General features: G+C 55.5%; 20 protein-coding genes and 2 pseudogenes. 16 read left to right on the top strand and 6 right to left on the bottom strand.

Going from position 1 to position 24,337, the window contains the following annotated elements:
* Positions 1 to 21 precede the first annotated feature (21 nt).
* Positions 22 to 537: a DNA-3-methyladenine glycosylase I gene (locus PSES9_RS23635; protein WP_010487924.1), complete on the bottom strand. Its 516-nt coding sequence runs from the start codon at positions 535 to 537 to the stop codon at positions 22 to 24.
* Positions 538 to 660: 123 nt separating this feature from the next.
* On the opposite strand from PSES9_RS23635, the gene glyQ reads away from it, so the two are divergent.
* From glyQ to PSES9_RS0114135, 10 genes and pseudogenes are all read left to right on the top strand, one after another.
* Positions 661 to 1,608: a glycine--tRNA ligase subunit alpha gene (gene glyQ / locus PSES9_RS0114180; RefSeq protein WP_010487922.1), complete on the top strand. Its 948-nt coding sequence runs from the start codon at positions 661 to 663 to the stop codon at positions 1,606 to 1,608.
* Positions 1,605 to 3,659 carry a glycine--tRNA ligase subunit beta gene (gene glyS, locus PSES9_RS0114175; protein ID WP_010487920.1) on the top strand — a complete coding sequence of 685 codons (2,055 nt, stop codon included), beginning with the start codon at positions 1,605 to 1,607 and terminating at the stop codon, positions 3,657 to 3,659. Before glyQ ends, glyS begins: the two co-directional genes overlap by 4 nt.
* Before the next feature lie 72 nt (positions 3,660 to 3,731).
* The gene (gene gmhB / locus PSES9_RS0114170) at positions 3,732 to 4,265 is read left to right on the top strand and encodes a D-glycero-beta-D-manno-heptose 1,7-bisphosphate 7-phosphatase (protein ID WP_010487918.1); all 534 of its coding nucleotides are present in this window, start codon (positions 3,732 to 3,734) and stop codon (positions 4,263 to 4,265) included.
* A 32-nt stretch (positions 4,266 to 4,297) separates the two neighbouring features.
* Positions 4,298 to 5,071: a lysophospholipid acyltransferase family protein gene (locus PSES9_RS0114165; RefSeq protein WP_010487917.1), complete on the top strand. Its 774-nt coding sequence runs from the start codon at positions 4,298 to 4,300 to the stop codon at positions 5,069 to 5,071.
* Positions 5,072 to 5,243: 172 nt separating this feature from the next.
* A complete protein-coding gene (locus PSES9_RS0114160; protein WP_010487916.1) occupies positions 5,244 to 5,888 on the top strand; it encodes a CDP-alcohol phosphatidyltransferase family protein in 645 nt (214 codons plus the stop codon).
* A gap of 2 nt (positions 5,889 to 5,890) precedes the next feature.
* The gene (locus PSES9_RS0114155; protein WP_010487915.1) at positions 5,891 to 7,648 is read left to right on the top strand and encodes a bifunctional alpha/beta hydrolase/class I SAM-dependent methyltransferase; all 1,758 of its coding nucleotides are present in this window, start codon (positions 5,891 to 5,893) and stop codon (positions 7,646 to 7,648) included.
* Positions 7,648 to 9,006, top strand: a pseudogene (locus PSES9_RS23630) (phosphatase PAP2/dual specificity phosphatase family protein). Before PSES9_RS0114155 ends, PSES9_RS23630 begins: the two are co-directional and overlap by 1 nt.
* Positions 8,996 to 9,448 (top strand): hypothetical protein, encoded by a 453-nt coding sequence (locus PSES9_RS0114145; RefSeq protein ID WP_010487914.1) that lies wholly within the window; start codon positions 8,996 to 8,998, stop codon positions 9,446 to 9,448. Before PSES9_RS23630 ends, PSES9_RS0114145 begins: the two are co-directional and overlap by 11 nt.
* A gap of 25 nt (positions 9,449 to 9,473) precedes the next feature.
* The gene (locus tag PSES9_RS0114140) at positions 9,474 to 10,091 is read left to right on the top strand and encodes a lysophospholipid acyltransferase family protein (RefSeq protein WP_010487913.1); all 618 of its coding nucleotides are present in this window, start codon (positions 9,474 to 9,476) and stop codon (positions 10,089 to 10,091) included.
* Position 10,092: 1 nt separating this feature from the next.
* Positions 10,093 to 11,025, top strand: a complete 933-nt coding sequence (locus tag PSES9_RS0114135; RefSeq protein ID WP_010487911.1) for a phosphatidate cytidylyltransferase — start codon at positions 10,093 to 10,095, stop codon at positions 11,023 to 11,025.
* Between the two features lie 504 nt (positions 11,026 to 11,529).
* Here the strand turns inward: PSES9_RS0114135 and gyrB are convergent.
* The 4 genes and pseudogenes from gyrB to dnaA all read right to left on the bottom strand — a co-directional run bounded on the left by gyrB (position 11,530) and on the right by dnaA (position 17,677).
* Complete coding sequence (gyrB, locus tag PSES9_RS0114130) at positions 11,530 to 13,947, bottom strand: DNA topoisomerase (ATP-hydrolyzing) subunit B (protein WP_010487909.1); 2,418 nt, start codon at positions 13,945 to 13,947, stop codon at positions 11,530 to 11,532.
* A gap of 4 nt (positions 13,948 to 13,951) precedes the next feature.
* Positions 13,952 to 15,055, bottom strand: coding sequence for a DNA replication/repair protein RecF (recF, locus tag PSES9_RS0114125; RefSeq protein ID WP_010487906.1), 1,104 nt, complete (start codon positions 15,053 to 15,055; stop codon positions 13,952 to 13,954).
* Positions 15,056 to 15,062: 7 nt separating this feature from the next.
* Complete coding sequence (dnaN, locus tag PSES9_RS0114120; RefSeq protein ID WP_010487904.1) at positions 15,063 to 16,166, bottom strand: DNA polymerase III subunit beta; 1,104 nt, start codon at positions 16,164 to 16,166, stop codon at positions 15,063 to 15,065.
* Between the two features lie 31 nt (positions 16,167 to 16,197).
* A pseudogene (gene dnaA / locus PSES9_RS23625) lies at positions 16,198 to 17,677 on the bottom strand (chromosomal replication initiator protein DnaA).
* Between the two features lie 536 nt (positions 17,678 to 18,213).
* Here dnaA and rpmH point away from each other — a divergent pair.
* From rpmH to mnmE, 5 genes are all read left to right on the top strand, one after another.
* A complete protein-coding gene (rpmH, locus tag PSES9_RS24630; RefSeq protein ID WP_003213577.1) occupies positions 18,214 to 18,348 on the top strand; it encodes a 50S ribosomal protein L34 in 135 nt (44 codons plus the stop codon).
* A 15-nt stretch (positions 18,349 to 18,363) separates the two neighbouring features.
* Positions 18,364 to 18,765 carry a ribonuclease P protein component gene (gene rnpA, locus PSES9_RS0114105; RefSeq protein WP_029529565.1) on the top strand — a complete coding sequence of 134 codons (402 nt, stop codon included), beginning with the start codon at positions 18,364 to 18,366 and terminating at the stop codon, positions 18,763 to 18,765.
* Positions 18,758 to 19,003 carry a membrane protein insertion efficiency factor YidD gene (yidD, locus tag PSES9_RS24625; RefSeq protein WP_010487901.1) on the top strand — a complete coding sequence of 82 codons (246 nt, stop codon included), beginning with the start codon at positions 18,758 to 18,760 and terminating at the stop codon, positions 19,001 to 19,003. The genes rnpA and yidD overlap by 8 nt, the downstream gene beginning before the upstream one ends.
* A gap of 2 nt (positions 19,004 to 19,005) precedes the next feature.
* Positions 19,006 to 20,754 (top strand): membrane protein insertase YidC, encoded by a 1,749-nt coding sequence (yidC, locus tag PSES9_RS0114100; protein ID WP_010487898.1) that lies wholly within the window; start codon positions 19,006 to 19,008, stop codon positions 20,752 to 20,754.
* 89 nt (positions 20,755 to 20,843) lie between these two features.
* Positions 20,844 to 22,211 carry a tRNA uridine-5-carboxymethylaminomethyl(34) synthesis GTPase MnmE gene (mnmE, locus tag PSES9_RS0114095; RefSeq protein WP_010487896.1) on the top strand — a complete coding sequence of 456 codons (1,368 nt, stop codon included), beginning with the start codon at positions 20,844 to 20,846 and terminating at the stop codon, positions 22,209 to 22,211.
* Positions 22,212 to 22,221: 10 nt separating this feature from the next.
* Here the strand turns inward: mnmE and PSES9_RS0114090 are convergent, their stop codons facing one another.
* Positions 22,222 to 23,112: a LysR family transcriptional regulator gene (locus PSES9_RS0114090; RefSeq protein ID WP_010487894.1), complete on the bottom strand. Its 891-nt coding sequence runs from the start codon at positions 23,110 to 23,112 to the stop codon at positions 22,222 to 22,224.
* 106 nt (positions 23,113 to 23,218) lie between these two features.
* Between PSES9_RS0114090 and PSES9_RS0114085 the strand changes: the two genes are divergently transcribed.
* Positions 23,219 to 24,208 (top strand): YeiH family protein, encoded by a 990-nt coding sequence (locus PSES9_RS0114085; protein WP_010487892.1) that lies wholly within the window; start codon positions 23,219 to 23,221, stop codon positions 24,206 to 24,208.
* Positions 24,209 to 24,337 lie beyond the last annotated feature (129 nt).

Raw genomic sequence — 24,337 nt, 5'->3', positions numbered from 1 at the left:
CCGCGCACGCTTACTTGCCGCTCACGCTTTGGCAAGCTGCGCGTAACGAAAGCAGTCCGTGGTGTGATCCATCACCATGCCGCTGGCCTGCATAAAGGCGTAGCAGATGGTTGGCCCAACAAAGTTGAAACCGGCTTTTTTCAGGGCTTTGCTCATGGCCTCGGCTTGTGGCGTGATGGCCGGAACCTGGGCGCGCTCGCTGAAATGGTTGATCACAGGCTGACCATCGACAAAGGACCACAAGTATTTGACCGGGTCATCAAGCTTGAGCCAGGCGAGGGCATTTTGCCGAACCGCCTTGAGCTTGAGACGGTTGCGCACAATGCCCGGGTCCTGCATCAGCGCTTCGATTTCATCATCGCTCAGCCTGGCCAGGCGCCTTACATCAAAGCCGTGCAGCACCTGGCGATAGCGTTCGCGCTTCTTGAGCACTGTGATCCCCGACAAACCCGCCTGAAAACCCTCAAGCAACAGCAACTCGAAGAGTTTATCGGGGTCAGTTAGGGGCACACCCCATTCTTCATCGTGGTAAGCCATCTACAGCGGATCTTCAGAACACCAGAAACAACGAGTCATAAGGCAATCCCTAGCAGGTCTAGGCCACGCGGTTTGCGGTATACTCCCGCTCTTTCTGTCGCAGCCAAAACAGGTGAATTTTTCGTGAGCCAGACTACGCCTGCCGTGCGCACCTTCCAAGATTTGATTCTCGCCCTGCAAAAATACTGGGCTGAGCAAGGCTGTGTTGTGCTGCAGCCCTATGATATGGAAGTCGGTGCTGGCACTTTCCACACCGCTACATTCTTGCGCTCCATCGGTCCAGAGACCTGGAACGCGGCCTATGTGCAGCCCAGCCGTCGTCCAGCTGATGGCCGCTACGGCGAGAACCCCAACCGCCTGCAACATTACTACCAGTTCCAGGTCGTGCTGAAGCCAAACCCGGAAAACTTCCAGGAGTTGTACCTGGGGTCGCTGCAAGCCATAGGTATCGACCCACTGGTGCACGATATTCGCTTCGTTGAGGACAACTGGGAATCGCCGACGCTTGGCGCCTGGGGCCTGGGTTGGGAAATCTGGCTCAACGGCATGGAAGTCACCCAGTTCACCTACTTCCAGCAAGTCGGTGGCATCGAGTGCTACCCGGTGACGGGCGAGATCACCTACGGCCTTGAGCGCCTGGCCATGTACATCCAGGGCGTTGACTCGGTGTATGACCTGGTGTGGGCCGACGGCCCGTTCGGCAAGGTCACCTATGGCGATGTGTTCCACCAGAACGAAGTCGAGCAATCGACCTACAACTTCGAGCACGCCAACGTCGACAAGCTGTTTGAGCTGTTTGACTTCTATGAGTCTGAAGCCAATCGCCTGATCGAACTAGAGTTGCCGCTGCCAACCTATGAAATGGTGCTCAAGGCTTCGCACACCTTCAACTTGCTGGATGCGCGCCGGGCGATCTCGGTTACTGCGCGCCAGCAATACATCCTGCGTGTGCGTACCCTGGCTCGCAACGTTGCGCAAAGCTACCTGCAAGCTCGGGCCAAGCTCGGCTTCCCGCTCGCCACCCCTGAACTGCGTGATGAAGTATTGGCTAAGCTGGAGGCTGCAGAATGAGTGCACAAGACTTTCTGGTAGAACTGGGCACTGAAAAACTGCCGCCAAAAGCCCTGAAAACCCTGGGTGAGTCGTTCTTGTCCGGGATTGAAAAAGGCCTCAAGGCCGCTGGACTCAACTACGCCAAGGCCCGTTACTACGCCGCGCCACGTCGCCTGGCGGTGCTGGTCGAGCAGCTCGACACCGAGCAGCCCGATCGTGTGATGAACCTCGACGGCCCACCGGTCAAAGCGGCGTTCGACGCTGATGGCAACCCGACCCAGGCGGCTCTGGGTTTCGCCAACAAGTGCTGCGTGGACCTGTCCGAAATCGACGCCAGTGGCCCAAAGCTGCGTTTCAGCCAGACCATCGTCGGCAAAAAGGCCGCACAACTATTACCAGAGATGGTGGAACCCGCGCTCAACGACCTGCCGATTCCCAAGCGCATGCGCTGGGGCGCGCGTCGTACCAAATTCGTGCGGAAAAGCCAGTGGCTGGTGATGCTTTTTGGCGACACGGTGCTTGATTGCAAGATACTCGCCCAGACCGCTGGTCGAGTCTCCCGTGGCCATCTCTTCCACCACAACACTGAAGTGACCATCACTGCACCGGCCAACTATGCCGAAGACCTGCGCAAGGCCTATGTCATTGCTGACTTTGCCGAGCGTCGCGAACAAATCAGCAAGCGCATTGAGCAACTGGCGACTGAGCAACAGGGTACGGCAATAGTACCTCCTGCATTGCTTGATGAGGTCAGTGCGCTGGTTGAGTGGCCAGTACCGCTGGTGTGCTCCTTTGAAGAGCGCTTCCTCGAGGTGCCGCAAGAAGCGCTGATCACGACCATGCAGGACAACCAGAAGTACTTCTGCCTGCTCGACGCCGAAGGCAAGTTGCTGCCGCGCTTTATCACCGTGGCCAACGTTGAGAGCAAAGATCCGGCGCAAATCATCTCGGGCAACGAGAAGGTTGTTCGTCCGCGCCTGACCGATGCCGAATTCTTCTTCAAGCAGGACAAGAAGCAAAAACTCGAAACCTTCAACCAGCGTTTGGCCAACGTGGTGTTCCAGGCACAGCTGGGCTCGGTCTACGACAAAGCCCAGCGCGTGTCGGCCCTGGCGGCTTATATCGCCGAGAAGATTGGCGGCGATGCCACCCGCGCTGGCCGTGCGGGCTTGCTCTCGAAATGCGACCTGGCCAGTGAAATGGTGGGCGAATTCCCGGAAATGCAGGGCATCGCTGGCTATTACTACGCCATGCATGACGGAGAGCCCGAAGACGTTGCCCTGGCGCTGAACGAACAGTACATGCCCCGCGGCGCTGGCGCTGAACTGCCAAGCACCCTGACAGGCGCTGCTGTTGCCCTGGCTGACAAGCTCGACACCCTGGTCGGTATCTTCGGTATCGGCATGCTGCCAACCGGCAGCAAGGATCCCTATGCGCTGCGCCGTGCGGCATTGGGCGTGCTGCGCATCCTGATCGAGAAAGGGCTTGAGCTGGACGTGACCGATGCGGTTGAGTTTTCCATCAAGCAATTCGGCAGCAAAATCAAGGCAGCCGGTCTCACCGCGCAAGTGCAGGAGTTTATCTTCGACCGCCTGCGTGCGCGCTACGAGGACCAAGGCGTCGACGTAGCGGTTTACCAGGCTGTTCGCGCAGTAAACCCGGTCTCGCCGCTCGACTTCGACCAGCGCGTACAAGCAGTGCAGGCGTTCCGCAAACTGCCTGAAGCCGAAGCGCTGGCGGCGGCCAACAAGCGGGTTTCGAACCTGCTCGGCAAGGCTGATGGCAAGATCGCCACCAGCATCGCCGCGCATTACTTTGATACCCCAAGCGAGTTCGCCCTCAACGCCGCGATCCAACAGGCAGAGCAAGCGGTACAACCCCTGGCGCAAGCACGGATGTACAACGAAGCGCTAGCCAAGCTGGCCTCGCTGCGCACACCGGTCGACAGCTTCTTCGAGACCGTACTGGTCAACGCTGAAGACCCGAATGTGCGCGCCAACCGCTATGCCTTGCTAGCGAAGCTGCGTGGCTTGTTCCTCGGTGTTGCGGACATCTCGGTCCTGAGCTGACGCAGGTTAACCGTGCGGCGCTGCTGCCTGGCAGCCCGCGCGGTTAAGCTTTACTGACTTTTGAGATGCGCAATGAAGCTACTGATTCTCGACCGCGACGGGGTGATTAATCACGACTCCGACGCCTACATCAAATCCGTTGAAGAATGGATTCCCATCCCCAGTTCGATCACGGCGATTGCCAACTTGTCCAAGGCCGGCTGGACCATCGCCATCCCCACCAATCAATCCGGCATCGGTCGGGGCTACTACGGCCTGGCCGAACTCGAAGCCATGCACCAGCGCATGCGCCAGCTGGTGGCCGAGCAGGGCGGTGAAATCGGCTTGATCATGTATTGTCCACATGGCCCGGATGAAGGCTGCGCTTCCCGCAAGCCAAAACCAGGCATGCTCCACAGCATCGCCGCGCATTATGGGGTAAACCTGAAGGGTGTATGGTTTGTGGGGGACAGCAGTGGTGACCTGCAGGCGGCCACAACCGTCGACTGTCAGCCCGTTTTTGTAAAAACCGGCAAAGGCGAGCGCACACTGGCCAAAGGATTGCCAGCCAATACCTTGATATTCGATGATCTGGCAGCAGTTGCTGGATACTTACTTAATCAATAAAGCGCGGCTTGCCCGCGACGGTACATGCACTTATGTCGAAACTGCGGGCTATCAACATTTTCTTCTTCTACATCCTGCTGGCGACCAGCTCGTTTCTCTGGTGCACCCTGAGTTTTTTTATCGTGCCGTTTTTGTCGTTTCGCGCACGCTACCGCTTCGTCAACCAGAACTGGTGCCGCTTTGCCGTATGGCTGACCAGCACCATGGTTGGCATCAAGTATGAAGTCAAAGGCCTGGAGAACATCCCGGATACGCCTTGTGTGATTCTTTCCAAGCACCAAAGCACCTGGGAAACCTTCTTTCTTTCAGCCCTGTTTGAACCCCTGAGCCAAGTGCTCAAGCGCGAGCTGTTGTATGTACCCTTTTTCGGCTGGGCAATGGCCATGCTCAAGCCCATCGCCATTGATCGCAGCAATCCCAAGGCGGCGCTCAAGCAGCTTGCAAAACAGGGGCACGAGCGCCTGGAACTCGGCTGCTGGGTGCTGGTATTTCCCGAAGGCACACGCATGCCTACCGGGCAAATAGGCAAGTTCTCACGCGGCGGCGCATCCCTTGCGGTCAATGCCAACTTGCCGGTACTGCCGATCGCCCACGATGCCGGCAAATACTGGCCAAAAGAGGGCTGGGGCAAGAAGCCGGGCACCATCCAGGTAATCATTGGTGCGCCAATGCATGCTGAAGGCACGGGCCCGCGCGCCATCGCCGAACTCAACGACCGTGCCTTTGCATGGGTCAGCCAGGCGCAACGTGATATTGGTTGCCTGAAGGATGAACCCTCGGCCAGCCCGCTAGAGCAAGCCCGGTAAGCCCTGCCCGGCAAGGATGCATGCTTCTCTGGAAAAGGTAACAAACGGCGATAGAACAAGGCGCAACGAGCAACGGGAGCAACAGTCTCAAACATGGAATGCCGTAGCGGACGCAGTGGTTTTCCAGAAGCGCCTTTAATGATTTACCCAAGACCAGGAAGGACTTGTGCCCATGATATCGATCTATCAGCTTAAACCCCGCTTTCAAGCGCTATTGCGTCCGCTGGTTACGCGGCTGTACCAGCGCGGTGTCACGGCCAATCAAGTCACGCTTGCCGCTGGGGTTGTTTCCCTGCTGCTGGGGGCATTGCTGGCACTCTGTGTTGAACACAGCTGGCTGTTTATCTTGCTGGCGCTGTGGATGATCATGCGCATGGCGCTCAATGCCATCGACGGCATGCTCGCCCGCGAGTTCAATCAAAAATCACGGCTCCGGGCCTATCTCAACGAGCTCTGCGACCTGATTGCGGACAGCGCCCTGTTCTTGCCTTTTGCCTTGCTGGCCGGGGTCAATAGCGCGCTGGTAATAGCGGTGGTGTTGCTTGCGGTGATCAGCGAGTTCGCGGGCGTAATGGGCCCAATGGTCGGCGCCTCACGCCGCTACGACGGTCCTATGGGCAAGAGTGACAGAGCCTTTGCATTTGGCGTTATGGCTACAGGTGTCGCCTCCGGACTGCTCTCCGCTGTGTGGATCAATCTGTTGTTGATACTGATCACTGGACTGCTGGTCTACACCACCTACAATCGAGTACGTCGAGGGCTTGCTGAAGTTGCCCCAATCACTGGCGATGAAGCCAGCACAACGGCAGGGAAGTAGCGATGCATGAACTCAAGGAAGGTCGTTTCAAAACCCATGACGGGGTTGAGTTGTTCTACCGCCACTGGGCCGCTAACCGGACAGACAGCAGCCAGCCAAGGCAGGCGATCGGTTTGTTCCATCGCGGCCACGAGCACGGTGGGCGCATGGCTCACCTGGTGGACGAACTAGGCCTGGAGGAGTTTGACTTCTTTGCCTGGGATGCGCGCGGCCACGGTCTTTCGCCGGGTGCTCGTGGCGATAGCCCAAGCTTCGGCTGCAGTGTGCGCGACGTACAAAGCTTCATCGAGCACATCACAGCCACCCATGCCATCGCCAAGCAGGACATCAGCGTTATAGCGCAAAGTGTCGGAGCCGTCGTCGTCGCGACCTGGGCCCACGACTATGCCCCAAACATTCGCTCGCTTGTGCTGGCGTCTCCAGCGTTCAAGGTCAAACTCTATGTACCTTTTGCCCGGCCCGGCCTGAAGCTGATCAAAGCGCTGCGGGGCAACTTCTTCGTCAATAGCTACGTCAAGGCCAAGTACCTCAGCCACGACCCGCAGCGTATTGAATCGTTCGACAGCGACCCACTGATTACCCGCGCCATTTCAGTAAACATGCTGCTTGGCCTGTATGAAGCCGCCGAGCGGGTAGTGGCTGATGGCCAGGCGATCCAGATTCCAACCCAGGTGCTGATCTCCGGCGTTGTTTTTGTGGTGCATCGAAAGCCGCAACAGCAGTTTTATGAGCGCCTTGGCAGCGTGCAAAAAGAAAAGCACATCCTGCCCGGATTCTTTCACGACACCCTGGGGGAAAAAGACCGTGAACAGGCGCTAGGACGCATCCGCCGCTTTATCCGGCAAACCTTCAGCCAGCCAATGAGTCGCCCGTCATTGCTGGCGGCAGACCTTATCGGTGCAAGTTGCGCCGAGTCGGAAACCCTGGCGGCGCCACTGCCACAGAACTCACTGGCCGGCCGTTACTGGCGTGCGACCCGTGCCAGCATGAAGCTGGGCAGCCGCATGTCGAACGGGGTCAAACTGGGCTTTGAAACCGGCTTCGACTCAGGCAGCACGCTTGATTACGTGTATCGAAATACCCCGGCCGGCACCTCGGCTATCGGCCGAATGATCGACAAGCATTACCTCAACTCCATAGGCTGGCGCGGCATTCGGCAACGCAAAGTGCATGTCGAAGAGCTGCTGAACCTGGCGATCAAAAAACTTCGCGAGCAATCGAGCGAAGTGCGTATTGTCGATATTGCCGCCGGGCATGGCCGCTATATCCTCGAAGCCATAGAGCACGCGACGGACAAGCCTGAATCGATCCTGTTGCGCGACTACAGCGACATTAACGTGCGAGACGGTTCTGCGCTGATCAAGCAAAAGGGTCTTGAGCACATCGCCCAGTTCGTAAAGGGTGATGCCTTTGATCGTGATGATTTGGCCAGCTTGAGCCCAAGGCCAACGCTTGCCGTGGTCTCTGGCCTGTATGAACTGTTCGGCAGCAACAGCATGATCGCCGATTCCCTGGCTGGCCTGGCCGCGGCGGTGGAGCAGGGCGGTTATTTGATCTATACCGGCCAACCCTGGCATCCACAGCTGGAGCTTATCGCCCGCGCGCTGACCAGCCATCGCAATGGGCAGGCTTGGGTCATGCGCCGCCGCAGCCAGGCGGAAATGGACCAACTGGTGGCTGCTGCAGGGTTTCGCAAAGTCAGCCAGCGTATCGATGAGTGGGGCATTTTTACCGTATCCATCGCTCAGCGTATTGACTGATGGGCGCCGCGCCAGCAAAGCAGGGTGGCATACTCTGGAAGCGCGGGGTGATGTGGCTACTGCTTTTGGCACCGCCGTTTTTTATCAGCTACAACTTCGCCAATAACTACACTGCGCAGCGTGACGACATCGGCACCATGGTCTTTGCCTGGGAGAAACATATCCCGCTCTGGCCTTGGAGCATTGTGCCCTACTGGTCGATCGACCTGCTGTATGGCTTATCGTTTCTGTTGCCCCGTGACCGTGCAGAGATGGATCGGCATGGCCTGCGCCTGCTCAGCGCGCAGTTCATTTGTATCCTTGGCTTTCTGGTCTGGCCGTTGCAATTCACCGTCACCCGCCCCGAGTTGTCTGGTGCTTTCGGCACCCTGTTCGACATACTGATGGGCTTCGACAAACCCTACAACCAGGCTCCATCCCTGCACATCACCTTGCTGATCGTGCTCTGGGTATGCTTCGCCAGGCATACGACTGGCGCTTGGCGCTGGTTGCTGCATGGCTGGTTTGCATTGATCGGCTTATCGGTTTTGACCACTTGGCAACATCACTTTATCGACCTGCCTACTGGCGTCCTGGCGGGTTGGCTGTGTGTCTGCTTGTGGCCTGAAAACGGGCCTGGCCCCTTGCGGCTATAGCGCCTTACAACAGAGCCCAAGCGCTGGAACCTGGCACTCAAATACTTGCTCGCCAGCCTTATGCTGCTGGCGCTTGCAACCAAGCTCGATGGCGCCTGGTTGTGGCTACTCTGGCCGGCATTATCACTGGCATTGGTCGCACTCAACTATGCGGCTTTCGGCGCGCAGGGTTTTCAAAAGCAGGCTAACGGGCAACTGAGCTGGGCAGTATCCTGGCTGTACGGGCCTTATCTGTTGGGCGCCTGGCTAAACTCGCGGGCCTGGACCCGCAAGCACCCACAAGCCGATGAGGTGATTGACGGGGTTTACCTCGGGCGAATCCCAAGCCAGCAACAGCAGGCTGGCTTCAGCGCAATTGTTGATTTATGTGCCGAGCTGCCCATAAGCGTCAAGACACCAGGGTATCGTGCGCTACCGGTACTGGATTTAACCGCTCCCGATGCCAGCACTTGTCTGCAAGCGGCCAAAGCAATCGAGTCACTGCGAAAGACTTACCCAGATAAGGTTCTGGTTTGCTGCGCATTGGGTTATTCACGCAGTGCCACAGCACTAGCGGCTTGGTTGCTCTACAGCAAGCGCTGCAGCAGCACAGATGCGGCATTGGCCATGATCCGCCAGGCACGCCCTCAAGTTGTGCTGCAACAACCGCAATTGCTTGCCATTGAAATGATGCTGCAACTGCCTGAAACAGCCGGCAACCGAGGTCTCGACAATGCCTACTAGCGGCTCTCTTTACCTGTGCGCAGTACTGTTGCGCCGAGGCCGCCTGCTTGACCGCTTATCCACAGCATTGAGCCTGGTTGCATTGCTGCTGGGCCTGGCGCCTCTACTCGGATTTCCAACCAGTGTTGCTCAAGCGATGCTCTGTGCCGCGCTCATTACGCTGGGACTGCTTGAAAAATACTGTGCTGCGCGAGTCGAAGTCGACGCCGAACTGTTTAGCCACATGAGCCAACAGATTGGGCAGTTAACCGAACGCACTGCTGAGCTAGATCAAGCACTTGAAGAGTTGGGCTTGCAACAATCCACCACTATTCCACGCACTTGGACGGACCGCAGCAAAGGTGCGTTGCGGCTGTTACGCAACCAGGGGCTTTGCCTAATCGGGCAATGCGCACTAGCGTTACTGACTATCGTCAGCTTGCCCTGGCTGCTCACGCATTGATCATCTCGGCTGAAAAGGACTTCTAATGCTTGCCCGCGCACTCGCCTTTTGCATCACCTCCGCAGCCCGAATTCTCACCGGGGCACGTGCCCTATGGCTGGGTACAACAGCCCAGCCTGTGCAGCGCCTGTACTTTGCCAACCACAGCAGCCACGGTGACTTTGTATTGTTGTGGGCATCCCTGCCAGCGCACCTGCGCAAGCGCACGCGACCGGTTGCAGGCGCCGACTATTGGCTCAGCAGCAAAGTGCGTCGCTATGTAATTAAAAATATATTCAATGGAGTATTGGTGGATCGGCAAGCGGGCCGAAAGGACGACCCACTACAGGCCATCGACCAGGCCTTGGCGCAAGGTGACTCGCTAATCTTCTTTCCAGAAGGTACACGCAACCTGGAAGAGGGCCTGCTGCCTTTCAAAAGCGGCCTGTTTCATCTGCACAAAGCCCATCCAGAGATCGAGTTGGTTCCGGTCTGGATTAGCAATCTCAACCGGGTGATGCCCAAAGGCAGGGTATTGCCACTACCACTGCTCTGTACCTTGAGTTTTGGCGCACCACTCGAAGTCATGGAGGCTGAGACGAAACAACATTTCCTGCAACGCTCAAGTGATGCCTTGCTCGCCCTCGCGCCAAAGGAGGCTTGAGATGGATAACAACACCTATTTGGTCTTTGCAGGTATCGGCATTGTTCTACTGGTTGCCAGTTGCATAGGCTGGTTGCTCAAGTGGCGCTTTGGCAACCAGCCGAGCCCTGTAATCGACAACCTAAATGCACGTATCAATGCCTGGTGGGTAATGGTCGTGGTGATAGGTATTGCCTTTATGTTTGGCAATATCGGGGTCATCGTTCTGTTCTATTTGGTCTCATTCTGCGCCTTGCGGGAGTTCATCACCCTCACGCCAACCCGGCGGAGTGACTACCCGGCATTGGTGGCAGCCTTCTATTTCGCACTGCCCATGCAATACCTGTTGATCGCGATTGGCTGGTACGAGCTGTTCAGTATTTTCATCCCGGTTTACCTATTTTTGCTGCTGCCCATCCTGTCGTCCCTGGGCGGCGATAGCACTCGCTTTCTCGAACGCACAACCAAGGTGCAATGGGGCCTGACCCTGGCGGTTTATTGCATCTCCAGCGTACCCGCGCTACTGACCCTGGACATTCCCGGGTACGCAGGACGCAACTTGTTGCTTATCGCCTGGCTGGTCATCGTGGTGCAAATGTCGGATGTTCTGCAGTACGTTTGCGGCAAGTTGTTTGGTAAACACAAGATCGCGCCAAACCTGTCACCATCGAAAACAATCGAAGGCTTTGTTGGCGGCGTGGCGTTGGCAACGCTTGTCGGTACTTGCTTGAGCTGGATCACGCCGTTTCTCTACTGGCAGGCTGCCTTGATGGCGTTACTTGTCTGCCTGCTCGGCTTTGCTGGTGGCGTGGTGATGTCCGCGATCAAGCGAGATCGCGGGATAAAAGACTGGGGCCACATGATCGAGGGGCACGGCGGCATGCTGCACCGGCTTGACTCGGTCTTGTGTTCCGCTCCGGTATTCTTTCACTTTGTACGTTATTGGTGGGCATGAAGCTGGCCTTCTCATGGCAGAAGCACGCCCTTCGATTTAAAGCCCTTCCCTGAGTATGCAAGTGTTGTGGTCTATTTTCCCGGACACCTCGATAGGAGGAAATGCATCTATCGAGGTGTCCGTAATTAGTTGACCACTACACTTTGGCCAAATCGCTTAACGTTAAGCGAAAGGGAAATAACTTTCCCACCTACAACAGGGTGGGTAGTAGGCACATCGGCATGCACTATGTTTTAAAAAAGCCGCAAGCGAGTCCAATCGTCCTGCGATGGACGATGCTATCTTGATCGGTGTGAATTGCATTGCTCTGTCCAACTCTCAGAATCCCCCAGATCCAGACACAGCCTAAACGAGATTATTTCGGCTTTCGTCTGTAGCTTCACTACATACCAACCCTGTATTGGGCTTCTTCCGCTAGCTAATAGCCTGATATACAAAGAAAAACCCCGGCACTAGGCCGGGGTTTTTATTAGATAACGACTAATCGCTCCCTTGCGTCAACCATCAAACGTCCAGGTTAGACACCGCCAAAGCGTTTGTTTCGATGAAGTCACGGCGCGGTTCTACTTCGTCACCCATCAGGGTGTTGAAGATCTGATCGGCGGCGATGGCGTCTTCGATACGCACTTTAAGCATGCGGCGTACTTCAGGGTCCATGGTGGTTTCCCAGAGTTGGTCCGGGTTCATTTCACCGAGACCTTTGTAGCGCTGGACGCTATGGCGCTTGGTGCTTTCGGTCATCAACCAGTTAAGCGCTTCCTTGAAAGTCGCTACCGGTTTCTTACGCTCACCACGCTGTACGTAGGCACCTTCTTCCAGCAGGCTGTTGAGTTGATCGCCCAGGCTGGTAACGGTCTTGTAATCGTTACTGCCGAAGAAGTCGCGGTTGAAGATGATATAGCTCGAATTACCGTGCGAGATCAATTCAACTTCTGGCACCCACAAATGACGCTCGGTGTCTTCGTGCAAGCGTGTTTTGTAGACCAGGCCGGATTTTTCGGTGACCTTCAAACGCGCCTCGAACAGGGCCAGCCAGTTTTCCATCAAGGCTTTGTTTGCCAGCTGCTCAAGGCTGACGCCCGGCAGGTAGACAAAGTGCTCAGTCAGCTCCTGAGGGTACAGGCGCGACAAACGCTTCAGGGTCTTCATCACCAGGCGGTAATCGTTGACCAAGCGCTCCAGCGACTCTCCAGAGAGGCCTGGGGCGTTCTCGTTAACGTGCAGACTGGCGTCTTCAAGGGCCGACTGGGTCATGTACTCTTCCATGGCCTCGTCGTCCTTGATGTACTGCTCTTGCTTGCCTTTCTTGACCTTGTACAGCGGCGGCTGGGCAATGTAGATGTAGCCGCGTTCGACCAGTTCCGGCAGTTGGCGGAAGAAGAAGGTCAGGAGCAGGGTGCGGATGTGCGAACCGTCGACGTCAGCATCGGTCATGATGATGATGTTGTGGTAGCGCAGCTTGTCGATGTTGTATTCCTCACGACCAATACCACAGCCGAGGGCGGTGATCAGCGTGCCGACTTCCTGGGAGGAAATCATCTTGTCGAAACGTGCTTTTTCGACGTTGAGGATCTTACCTTTGAGCGGCAGGATCGCCTGGGTCTTGCGGTTACGGCCCTGCTTAGCAGAACCGCCCGCGGAGTCCCCTTCCACTATGTACAGTTCGGAAAGTGCTGGATCTTTCTCTTGGCAGTCGGCCAGTTTTTCAGGCAAGCCTGCAATGTCCAGGGCACCTTTGCGACGCGTCATTTCACGGGCTTTGCGTGCGGCTTCACGGGCACGTGCGGCATCGATCATCTTGCCGACTACAGCCTTGGCTTCATTCGGGTTTTCCAGCAGGAAGTCAGAGAAGTATTTACCCATCTCTTGCTCAACTGCGGTCTTGACCTCAGAAGAAACCAATTTGTCTTTGGTCTGCGAACTGAATTTAGGATCAGGCACCTTGACCGAAATAATCGCCGTCAGGCCTTCACGGGCATCATCGCCAGTGGTTGAGATCTTGTGCTTCTTGGCCAGGCCTTCCTGCTCAATATAGGCATTGAGGTTGCGGGTCAGGGCAGAGCGGAAGCCCGCGAGGTGAGTACCACCGTCGCGCTGTGGAATATTGTTGGTGAAGCACAGCAGGTTCTCGTTGAAGCTATCGTTCCACTGCAGGGCAACTTCAACGCCTACACCGTCATCACGCTGTACGGTGAAGTGGAACACCTGGTTGACCGCAGTTTTATTGTGGTTCAGGTATTCAACGAAGGCACGCAAGCCACCTTCATACTTGAACAGTTCTTCCTTGGCGGGGCGTTTGTCCTTGAGCATGATGCCCACGCCCGAGTTCAGAAATGACAGCTCACGAAGACGCTTGGCCAGGATGTCCCAGCTAAAGTGAATATTGGCAAAGGTCTCTTCAGAGGGCTTGAAGTGAATCTGGGTACCGCTTGTATCGGTATCACCTACAGCCGCAATCGGGGCCTGCGGCACACCATGAACATAGGTTTGTTCCCATACCTTGCCCGCACGGCGAATGGTCATGACCAATTCTTTGGACAACGCGTTCACAACCGAAACACCTACACCGTGCAGACCACCGGAAACCTTGTAGCTGTTGTCGTCGAACTTACCACCGGCGTGCAACACGGTCATGATGACTTCAGCAGCCGAAACACCTTCTTCCTTGTGAATATCGACCGGGATACCACGGCCGTTGTCACGCACGGTGATGGATTCATCAGGGTGAATAATGATGGTGATTTCGCTGCAATGACCTGCCAATGCTTCGTCGATCGATTTATCGACCACTTCGAACACCTTGTGGTGAAAGCCGCTGCCATCGTCGGTATCACCGATGTACATACCAGGTCGTTTGCGCACGGCATCCAGGCCTTTCAAGACCTTGATGTTATTGGAGTCGTACGTTTGGTTTTCGCTCATGCCTTCACTCCTGGTGGTCGTGGGTCTGGGTGATACTGCCATGTTCCACGTGGAACATGGCAACTGGCGTATCCGTGCGCCAGCCTTCCCGCAACAATTCATGGTCTACACAGGTAATAAACACCTGGCAGTTCAAATCATCTAATAACTTACAAAGTGCACGTCGGTGATGCTCATCCAGTTCTGACGGTAAGTCATCCACCAGATAGATACACTGACCACGCTTTGCTTGATCAACCAAATGGCCCTGCGCAATACGCAAAGCACAAACAACTAGTTTCTGCTGCCCCCGTGAAAGAATATCGGCAGCATTGTGTCCATTTAATCGCAAGCGCAAATCAGCACGTTGCGGCCCTGCTTGTGTGTGACCGATTTGTTGATCACGGAGCAGGGTAGATGCCAGTACATCTACCAGCGGCCGGTCTTTATCCCATCCGCGGTAATAACTGAGCGCTAAACCTTCAAGCTCAACCAATTCACTCAGTGTCTGTTCAAACACAGGTTTGAGCGCCTGTATGTAGGCACGTCTGTAGCCATCAATTTCATCACTCGCCAGGCACAGTTCACGGTCCCAGGCCGCTTGTGACGCGGCGTCAAGTGTACCATGTCGCAGCCATGAGTTCCGCTGCCTTAACGCCTTCTGCAGGCGCTGCCAAGCAGGCAGAAAACGAGGTTCCACGTGGAACACTCCCCAATCCAGAAACTGCCGGCGTATTTTTGGAGCACCTTCAAGCAAACGAAAACTATCTGGATTAATCAACTGCAAGGGCAGTGCATCTGCAAGTTGAGCGGCGCTGCGCGCATTCTCTCCATCGATACGAATCTTGAAGTCACCCTGGCGCTGACGTGAAACCCCCAGGTTTGTCTGGCGGCCATCGGCCAACTGAACCTGTCCGAAAACAGTGCAGGTGGGTTGATCGTATTGAATGACAGGAAGTAAACGTGTGCTACGAAAAGATCGAGCCAGGCCCAGCAGATGAATAGCTTCGAGCAGGCTGGTTTTACCGCTGCCATTGGCGCCGTGGAGAATATTGATACGCGGGGAGGGGGAAAGTGTCACCGGGTGCAGATTGCGCACCGCGGTGACATTGACGCGGCTTAGGGACATTAATGAATTACAAGCGCATCGGCATAACGACGTAGGCAGAGTCGTCGTTGTCGGCCTCTTGGACCAGTGCGCTGCTGTTGGAATCAGACAGGATCAGGCGTACCTGATCAGTTGTCATCACGCCCAACACATCGAGCAGGTAACTGACGTTAAAGCCAATTTCCAATGCACTGCCGTCGTAATCAACTGCGGTTTCTTCTTCAGCTTCTTCCTGCTCAGGGTTGTTTGCCTGGATTTTCAGCAAACCAGCAGCCAGTTGCAGGCGAATGCCACGGTACTTCTCATTGGACAAAATAGCGGTGCGGCTGAAGGCTTCGCGCAGACCCTGACGATCAGCAACAACAACCTTGTCGCCCCCACGAGGCAATACGCGCTCGTAGTCAGGGAACTTGCCGTCAACCAGCTTCGAGGTAAAGGTGAACTCACCAGTGGTCGCACGAATATGGTGTTGACCCAGAACGATGGCAACAGTGCCGTCCTGCTCAGTCAGTAGTCGTGCCAGCTCGAGAATACCTTTGCGCGGAACAATCACCTGGTGACGTTCAACGTTGTCGATTTGAGCCTGCATCGAGCACATGGCCAGACGGTGACCATCAGTTGCGACAGCGCGCAAAATGCCGGTTTGCACCTCAAGCAACATGCCATTGAGGTAGTAACGAACGTCCTGCTGCGCCATGGCAAAGCTGGTGCGCTCGATCAGGCGGCGCAGCTTGCTTTGAACCAGGTCGAAAGTAAGGGAGCCTGGACCTTCTTCGACGGTAGGGAAATCGTTTGCTGGCAATGTAGACAGGCTGAAACGGCTGCGCCCGGCCTTGACCAGAAGCTTTTGCTCATCAACACGAATGTCGATCAAGGCATCGCTCGGTAAGCTTTTGCAAATATCCATCAACTTACGCGCTGGCACGGTGATTTCACCGGGCTCGGCAGCATCTTCAAGTGTTACCCGGCCAACCAGCTCAACTTCGAGATCAGTACCGGTCAGCGACAGCTGTTGGCCTTCAACTACTAACAGCACGTTCGACAGAACCGGCAAGGTCTGGCGTCGTTCCACGACGCCTGCGACCAGTTGCAGAGGTTTCAACAGGGCTTCGCGTTGAATTGTGAAATGCATGGTCTAGTCCCTTGCCTTGTGGAGTTGCGTATTAAGTTGTCAGTGTGCGCAACAGGTTTTTGTAGTCCTCGCGGATATCCGCGTCGGATTCCCTAAGTTCAGCAATCTTACGGCATGCGTGCAACACCGTGGTGTGATCGCGACCGCCAAAGGCGTCACCGATTTCCGGCAGGCTGTGGTTGGTCAGCTCCTTCGACAAAGCCATGGCCACTTGCCTTGGTCGCGCAATCGAGCGTGAACGACGCTTGGACAACAGATCAGAAATTTTGATCTTGTAGTACTCGGCAGCCGTACGCTGAATATTATCAATACTGACCAGCTTGTCTTGCAGGGCAAGCAGGTCTTTCAAAGACTCACGAATAAGCTCAATCGTAATGTCACGGCCCATAAAGTGCGAGTGGGCTATGACACGCTTGAGCGCACCCTCAAGCTCGCGCACGTTGGAGCGAATACGCTGGGCAATAAAGAAGGCCGCATCGTGGGGCAAATCTACTTTGGCCTGATCGGCCTTTTTCATCAAGATCGCAACACGGGTTTCCAGCTCCGGCGGCTCGACAGCCACAGTCAGGCCCCAGCCGAAGCGTGATTTCAAACGCTCTTCCAGACCCTCGATTTCTTTCGGATAGCGGTCACTGGTTAGGATGACCTGCTGGCCACCTTCCAGTAAGGCATTGAAAGTATGGAAGAATTCTTCTTGAGAGCGTTCTTTCTTGGCAAAAAACTGAATGTCGTCGATCAACAACGCATCAACCGAACGGTAGAAACGCTTGAATTCGTTGATTGCATTGAGCTGCAGGGCCTTGACCATGTCAGCGACAAAACGCTCGGAATGCAGGTACACAACCTTGGCATTGGGATTCTTTTGCAACAGGTGGTTACCCACAGCATGCATAAGGTGGGTTTTACCCAGGCCAACCCCGCCATAAAAAAACAGCGGGTTATAGCCATGCTTGGGGTTATCGGCCACTTGCCAAGCGGCAGCGCGCGCAAGCTGGTTGGATTTACCTTCAACGAAATTATCGAAGGTGAATGTGCGGTTCAGGTAACTGGTGTGCTTGAGCGCGCCCTCGACCTGTACAGCACGCTCGGTGCGGGGCGGTTGTGCGGCCGGCGCTGTATTGGCTGAACCATCGAAACGCGAGCGCTCAGGATTAACCTGCGGCGCCGGCTGCGGTTCTTCCACCACCTGGACAGGAGTCTCGGCCGCCACCGGAGCCACGGAGGCAGGCGAAGGTGGGCACGGTGACCGCCCGCGGCTTGGAGCTGCGCTTGCTGCCTATTAATAAGGAAAGCGCAGGCACCAGCCCCTCGGAACGCTCAGAAAGCAATTCAAGCAGGCGAGTCACGTATTTGTCGTTGACCCAGTCGAGTACAAAACGGTTAGGCGCGTACACACGAAGTTCGTCGCCTTCGGCTTCGACCTGCAATGGACGAATCCAGGTGTTGAATTGCTGAGCAGGCAGTTCATCACGTAGAAGTTCTACGCACTGCTGCCAAAGTTCCACAGACACTGACATCCCCTAAGATCGAAAGGCGGTGAGGCAAAATCAGCCGCTATTGTAGCCTTGAGGCGCTGAGTTATCCACACGTAAAAATGCCAGTGGCTATATAAAATCAATGCCTTAATGAAAAAAATGGGCTTCAGACGAGAAAGGAAAAACCCTGTGGATAACCTAGATCCAGCTCTTGGGATAAGCCTGGGCAGAAACTATCGATAACCCGTCCTGTGGATAAAACCCGCTTTCATCCTCAGCTTATTCGCGGCATCCACACAGTTGCAGCACGGCTTGTGGACAAAGTTGTGATCCGCTGAAAGAATCGCCAGCAAAGGCCCCCAGCCACTTATACACAGCGATTAGGGGACATAGTTGTTACAAACACATCTAAAGATCTTTAAATAATCTCTTCTCTCTATTTATATTCAGGCAAATAGATGTGAAAGACATGCTGGTTGGAAATTGACCTATCCCTCGGGTTTCTCTACAATCGCCGGTCTCTTAAAACGGGGGCCATTCCGGCCCGTTGTCGATCAACCAGGTAACACACCATGAAACGCACTTTCCAACCAAGCACCATCAAACGCGCTCGCACCCATGGCTTCCGTGCTCGCATGGCTACCAAGAACGGCCGTGCTGTCCTGTCGCGTCGCCGCGCCAAGGGCCGTGCTCGTCTCGCCGTTTAATTTTTCTGTCTTGTGGTGAGTCGAGGCTTCAACCGGGATAAGCGTTTGCTAACCCCCCGGCAATTCAAGGCAGTCTTCGACTCCCCTAGCGGTAAAGTTCCGGGTAGAAATGTCCTGCTGCTTGCGCGCAACAACGACCTAGATCATCCCCGCTTGGGCCTGGTGATCGGCAAAAAGAGCGTAAAGCTCTCAGTTGAACGCAATCGCCTTAAACGCCAGATTCGCGAAACCTTCCGCCAGAGTCAGGACAACCTGACCGGTTGGGATATCGTGATTGTGGCGCGTAAAGGCCTGGGCGATTTAGAGAATGTTGAACTTGCCCAGCAATTCAACAAACTCTGGAAACGTCTTGCCCGCAGCAAAACCAGCCCTGAAGTAGCCGTCCCTTCTGGGGTGAGTGACAAACCGAATGCGTAAGCTGGCTCTAGCTCCAATCCAGTTTTACCGTTACGCCATCAGCCCACTGATGGCGAGTCATTGTCGCTTTTATCCAAGCTGCTCTTGCTACGCGTATGAAGCCATTGAAAGTCATGGCGTCATACGTGGCGGCTGGCTGACCCTGCGTCGGTTAGGTCGCTGCCACCCATGGAATCCCGGCGGCTACGATCCGGTTCCCCCTGCGAATAAATCCCGTACCTCTTCGATGGCCGAATAATCATGGATATCAAACGCTCGATCCTGATCGTCGCCCTGGCAGTCGTGTCCTATATGATGGTTCTTCAGTGGAACCAGGACTACGGCCAAGCTGACTACCCGACTCAGAATACGACAGTAACTTCCAACAGCTCCGCCGACCTGCCCGATACGCCAGCTGCTGAAAACAGCAGCGCCGGTGATATCCCGGCTGTCGCCAATACCGAGCAACTCAAGCCTGACACCACTCAGATTGCCAAGAGCAATGATCTGATTCGGGTCAAGACTGATGTGCTTAATCTGGCGATCGATCCTCGTGGCGGTGATGTTGTGCAACTGACCTTGCCTCAGTATCCACGTCGCCAGGATCGTCCAGACGTGCCTTTCCAGCTGTTCGACAATGGCAATGAGCGTACTTATCTTGCGCAAAGTGGCCTGATTGGCAGCAACGCCCCGGATAAATCCAGCGGTCGTGCATTGTGGAGCAGTGCGCAGAAGAGCTACGAACTGGCCGATGGCCAGGACCAGTTGGTGGTTGACCTGACCCTCAGCGAGGGCGGAGTCAATTACATCAAGCGCTACACCTTCAAGCGTGGCTTGAACCCTGAGTGTTCAGCCAAGGAGCAAATGCTCAAGAAGCCAGGTTGTATCGATCCGTCGTCCTATAAGGTCGATGTCAAATACCTGATCGACAACCAGAGCGGTGCAGCCTGGAGCGGCAACATGTTTGCCCAGCTCAAGCGCGACAACAGCGACGACCCATCGAAGACCACTGCGACCAGCACTGCCACCTATCTGGGTGCGGCAATGTCCACGCCTGATTCGACTTATCAGAAAGTGTCGATGAAGGACATCGACAAGAAGCCCGTCAAGGAAACCGTCAACGGTGGCTGGATTGCCTGGCTGCAGCACTATTTCGTAACTGCATGGGTGCCTGATCAGAACGAAAACAACGTTATTCAGACGCGCAAGGACAGCCAAGGCAACTACATCATCGGTTACACCAGCCCAGCTGTTAGCGTTGCTGCCGGCAGCACAGGTGAAATCGGTGCCACCCTGTATGCGGGTCCGAAAATCCAGAAGTACCTCGGCAGCCTCTCGCCAGGTCTGGAACTGACTGTCGACTACGGCATTCTGTGGTTTATCGCTCAACCCATCTTCTGGTTGCTGCAACATATCCACAGCATCCTGGGCAACTGGGGCTGGTCGATTATTGTCCTGACCTGCATCATCAAGCTGATTTTCTTCCCTCTGTCGGCTGCCAGCTACAAGTCGATGGCACGCATGCGTGCAGTGGCACCGAAAATGGCCGCTCTGAAAGAACAGTTTGGTGACGATCGCCAGAAAATGTCTCAGGGCATGATGGAGCTGTACAAGAAAGAGAAGATCAACCCCTTGGGTGGTTGCTTGCCTATTCTGGTACAGATGCCGGTGTTCCTGGCGCTCTACTGGGTGCTTCTGGAAAGCGTGGAAATGCGCCAGGCCCCTTGGATGTTCTGGATCACTGACCTGTCGATTAAAGACCCGTTCTTTATTCTGCCGATCATCATGGGCGCTTCGATGTTCATCCAGCAGCAGCTGAACCCGACACCGCCAGACCCGATGCAAGCCAAGGTAATGAAAATGATGCCAATCATCTTCACCTTCTTCTTCTTGTGGTTCCCTGCTGGTCTGGTCATGTACTGGGTTGTGAACAACTGCTTGTCGATCGCACAGCAGTGGTACATTACACGCAAGATTGAAGCCGCAACCAAAGCAGCTGAAGCCAAATAGCCACGCGCAATTGGCTAAGCTGTAAACAAAACGCCCCTCTTTAGGGGCGTTTTGCTATGTCGCCTGTGGATAAGATTTCGGAGAGAAGCATGCAAGTAGCGGGTGAAACCATCGCAGCAGTCGCCACCGCCCAGGGTCGCGGCGGCGTCGGCATTGTTCGGGTGTCCGGCCCCCTGGCAAGAGCGATGGCGCATGCATTTTGCCAGCGTGAATTGAAACCCCGATACGCGCACTACGGGCCTTTCTACAGCGAAGCCGATACCGTGCTCGATGAAGGCCTGGCCTTGTATTTCCCCGGGCCCAATTCCTTCACCGGGGAAGATGTGCTGGAACTACAAGGGCATGGCGGTCCGGTGGTTCTCGATCTGTTGCTGCGTCGCTGTGTACAACTTGGGGCGCGCCTGGCGCGACCGGGTGAGTTCAGCGAGCGTGCGTTCCTCAATGACAAACTCGACCTGGCCCAGGCCGAAGCCATCGCCGACTTGATTGAAGCCAGTTCCGAACAAGCTGCGCGCAATGCATTGCGCTCGCTGCAGGGCGAGTTCTCACGGCGCGTACACGGTTTGACCGAACGCCTGATCAGCCTGCGTATCTACGTTGAAGCAGCTATCGACTTTCCGGAAGAGGAAATCGATTTCCTTGCCGACGGCCATGTATTGAGCCTGCTTGAGGAGGTGCGCGCAGAATTACTCAACGTGCTGCGTGAAGCGGGTCAGGGCGCACTGCTGCGCGATGGCATGACGGTTGTGATTGCCGGACGGCCCAATGCGGGCAAATCCAGTTTGCTCAATGCCCTGGCCGGGCGTGAGGCGGCAATTGTCACCGAGATTGCCGGCACCACGCGTGACGTGCTGCGTGAACATATCCACATCGACGGCATGCCACTGCACGTGGTGGATACCGCCGGCCTGCGTGATACCGAAGACCATGTGGAAAAGATCGGCGTTGAACGAGCGTTAAAAGCTATTTCTGAAGCCGACCGCATATTGCTGGTGGTTGATTCGACTGGGCCAGAAGCCGCAGATCCCTTCATGCTGTGGCCGGAGTTTCTCGATCTGCGTCCGGATCCCGCAAAAGTGACCCTGATTCGTAACAAGGCGGACCTCAGCAAGGATTCGGTATCCCTTGAGGTCAGTGACGACGGCCATGTGACGATAAGCTTTTCGGCAAAATCCACAGAGGGTCTGGATTTACTGCGCGAGCACCTGAAAGCCTGCATGGGTTATCAACAGACCTCCGAAAGCAGCTTCAGCGCCCGGCGCAGGCACCTGGACGCTCTTCATCAGGCCCAGGTCCATCTCGATCATGGTTATGCACAACTGACGCTCGCAGGTGCAGGTGAGCTGCTTGCAGAAGATTTGCGCCATGCCCAACAGGCCCTGGGGGAAATTACCGGAGCGTTTAGTTCCGATGACCTGCTCGGGCGGATCTTTTCAAGCTTTTGCATCGGTAAGTGACCTTTGCAGATTAGTTATCCACAGCAAGCGGGGCTTTCTGCAGATGAGCGATAAATGCCTGGGCCAAGGCATTGCTCTCATGCAGTGGTTGGGTGATCAATGAGAAGCGCCGACGCAGTTCTAGCGGGGTTTGCAGGATAACCAAGTCGCCGGCCGCCACTTGCTCGGCAATCGACAAACCCGACAAACAGCCAATACCCAGCCCGGCCTTGACCGATTGCTTGATCGCCTCCTGACGATTCAACGCCAGGGCCAGCTTTACCTGGCCGGAGACCTGCTGGACCGCAGCATCGAATACCGCGCGGGTGCCTGAACCCGGCTCGCGTAACACCCAGCGTTGCTCGCAAATCTGTTCCGCCGTCAACTTACCCACAGCCGCCAATGGGTGGTCCGGACGGCAAAACACCTGCAATTGGTCTTCGCACCATGGTGTTATACACAGCTGGCTGTGCAGTGCCGGACCTTCGATCAAGCCCAAATGTACCTGGCCTTTTTCAACAGCGCTTATCACCTCCTCGGTATTACTGATGCGTACATCAGGATCAACCTGCTCGTGCTTGTGGATAAAGCTGCTGAGCAGCTTGGGCAGCAGATAACTGGCGATGGTCAGGCTGGCGGCGATACGCAAGGTGCCACTGACTGCATCGCCAGGGCTGTGAATAAGATTATCCAGGGTCTGCAATATCAAGCCGACTTTAGGCAATGCCGCACGACCGGCATCGGTTATCAACAGTTCACGGCCCACGCGGTGAAACAGCGGGTAACCAAGCCCGGACTCAAGCTCGCGCAGGGCTTGGCTGGCAGCCGACTGGCTAATGGCTTGATCATCGGCGGCAGCCGTCAATCGCCCCAGGCGGGCAGTGGCTTCAAAGATCTTAAGTTGTCTCAGGCTGACGCTCATTGTTCGGTTTTACTTATGCACAGGATAAGAATAATGCGTTTTTATTAACATTACCCATGCCTGAGTATGTCGTCCATAGCAATTGTTATGGATAAATGTGAATCCCATGCGCACTCTGATCGCACTGCCAGTTATCGCAATAAGCGCACTGCTGCTCGCGCAAATCCCCGCAATCAGCCAATTGGGCTTGAGCGCATTGCCGCTGGCGATCGTGCTCGGCGCCATTTATGGGCATTTCAACCTGGCTGAACCGAGCGCGCGTGAAAAGTTATTCACAAGGTTCTGCCAACAACGTTTGCTGCGCACTGGCATCATCCTGTTTGGCTTCAGCCTGAGTTTTCAACAGATAGTGCAGGTTGGCTGGCAAGCAGTGGTACTGGATATCACCGTTACCAGCAGCATCTTGATCCTCGGTACCTGGTTGGGGATAAGGCTTTTTGGCTTGCCCCGGGACCTGGCTGTGCTGATTTCGGCAGGCAGTGCCATATGTGGCGCCGCAGCCGTGCTGGCCAGTGAGCCGGTACTCAAGGCCAAACAGCAATACGTGACCATTGCAGTGGCGACCGTGGTGCTGTTCGGCACCCTGGCCATGTTTATTTATCCACTGGTCTTTCATATCAGCGGCATGACCGAGCACAACTTCGGTATCTACATCGGCAGCACCATACATGAAGTCGCTCAAGCCGTTGCAGCAGGGGATTCTGTGGGCGGTGAGGCGTTGCAATCGGCGGTTGTGGTCAAGCTGATCAGGGTGATGCTGCTGGCTCCTTTCATTCTGATCCTGAGCACATTGGTATTTAGGGATGAGGCAAATCCCGGCCAGAGCAAAGCAAAAATTACCGTCCCCTGGTTTGTCCTGGGTTTTATCGCTGCAGCCTGCATCAATAGCTGGGCGGCATTACCCGTCCAAGTTATTCACAGCTTGCAACTGCTTAGCCAGTTGACCCTGGCAATGGCGATGGCAGCGCTGGGTAGTCAAACCCAGTGGCGCGTCATCAAGCAAGCAGGGTTCAAGCCCATGTTGTTGGCAGCCTGCTTGTTTGTGTTGTTGATCTGCGGCGGTTTTTACCTCAACAGTTGGCTTATTCCGCAGTAGAAATCTTGCCTGGCGCGGCTTTCGGGCTTCGATCCACAGAAAAATACGCTGTGCATAAACCCTGTGGAAAACCCCGCCTGAGCCCAGTCCATAACCCGGTGATAAAAGTGAGGATAAACCAGACTGTGG

The sequence above is a fragment of the Pseudomonas sp. S9 genome (assembly GCF_000222125.1).
In the GTDB taxonomy this organism is placed as follows: Bacteria; Pseudomonadota; Gammaproteobacteria; order Pseudomonadales; family Pseudomonadaceae; genus Aquipseudomonas; species Aquipseudomonas segetis.
The sequence above is the reverse complement of the archived record's forward strand: the minus strand, read 5'-3'. Positions and strand labels throughout refer to the sequence as shown.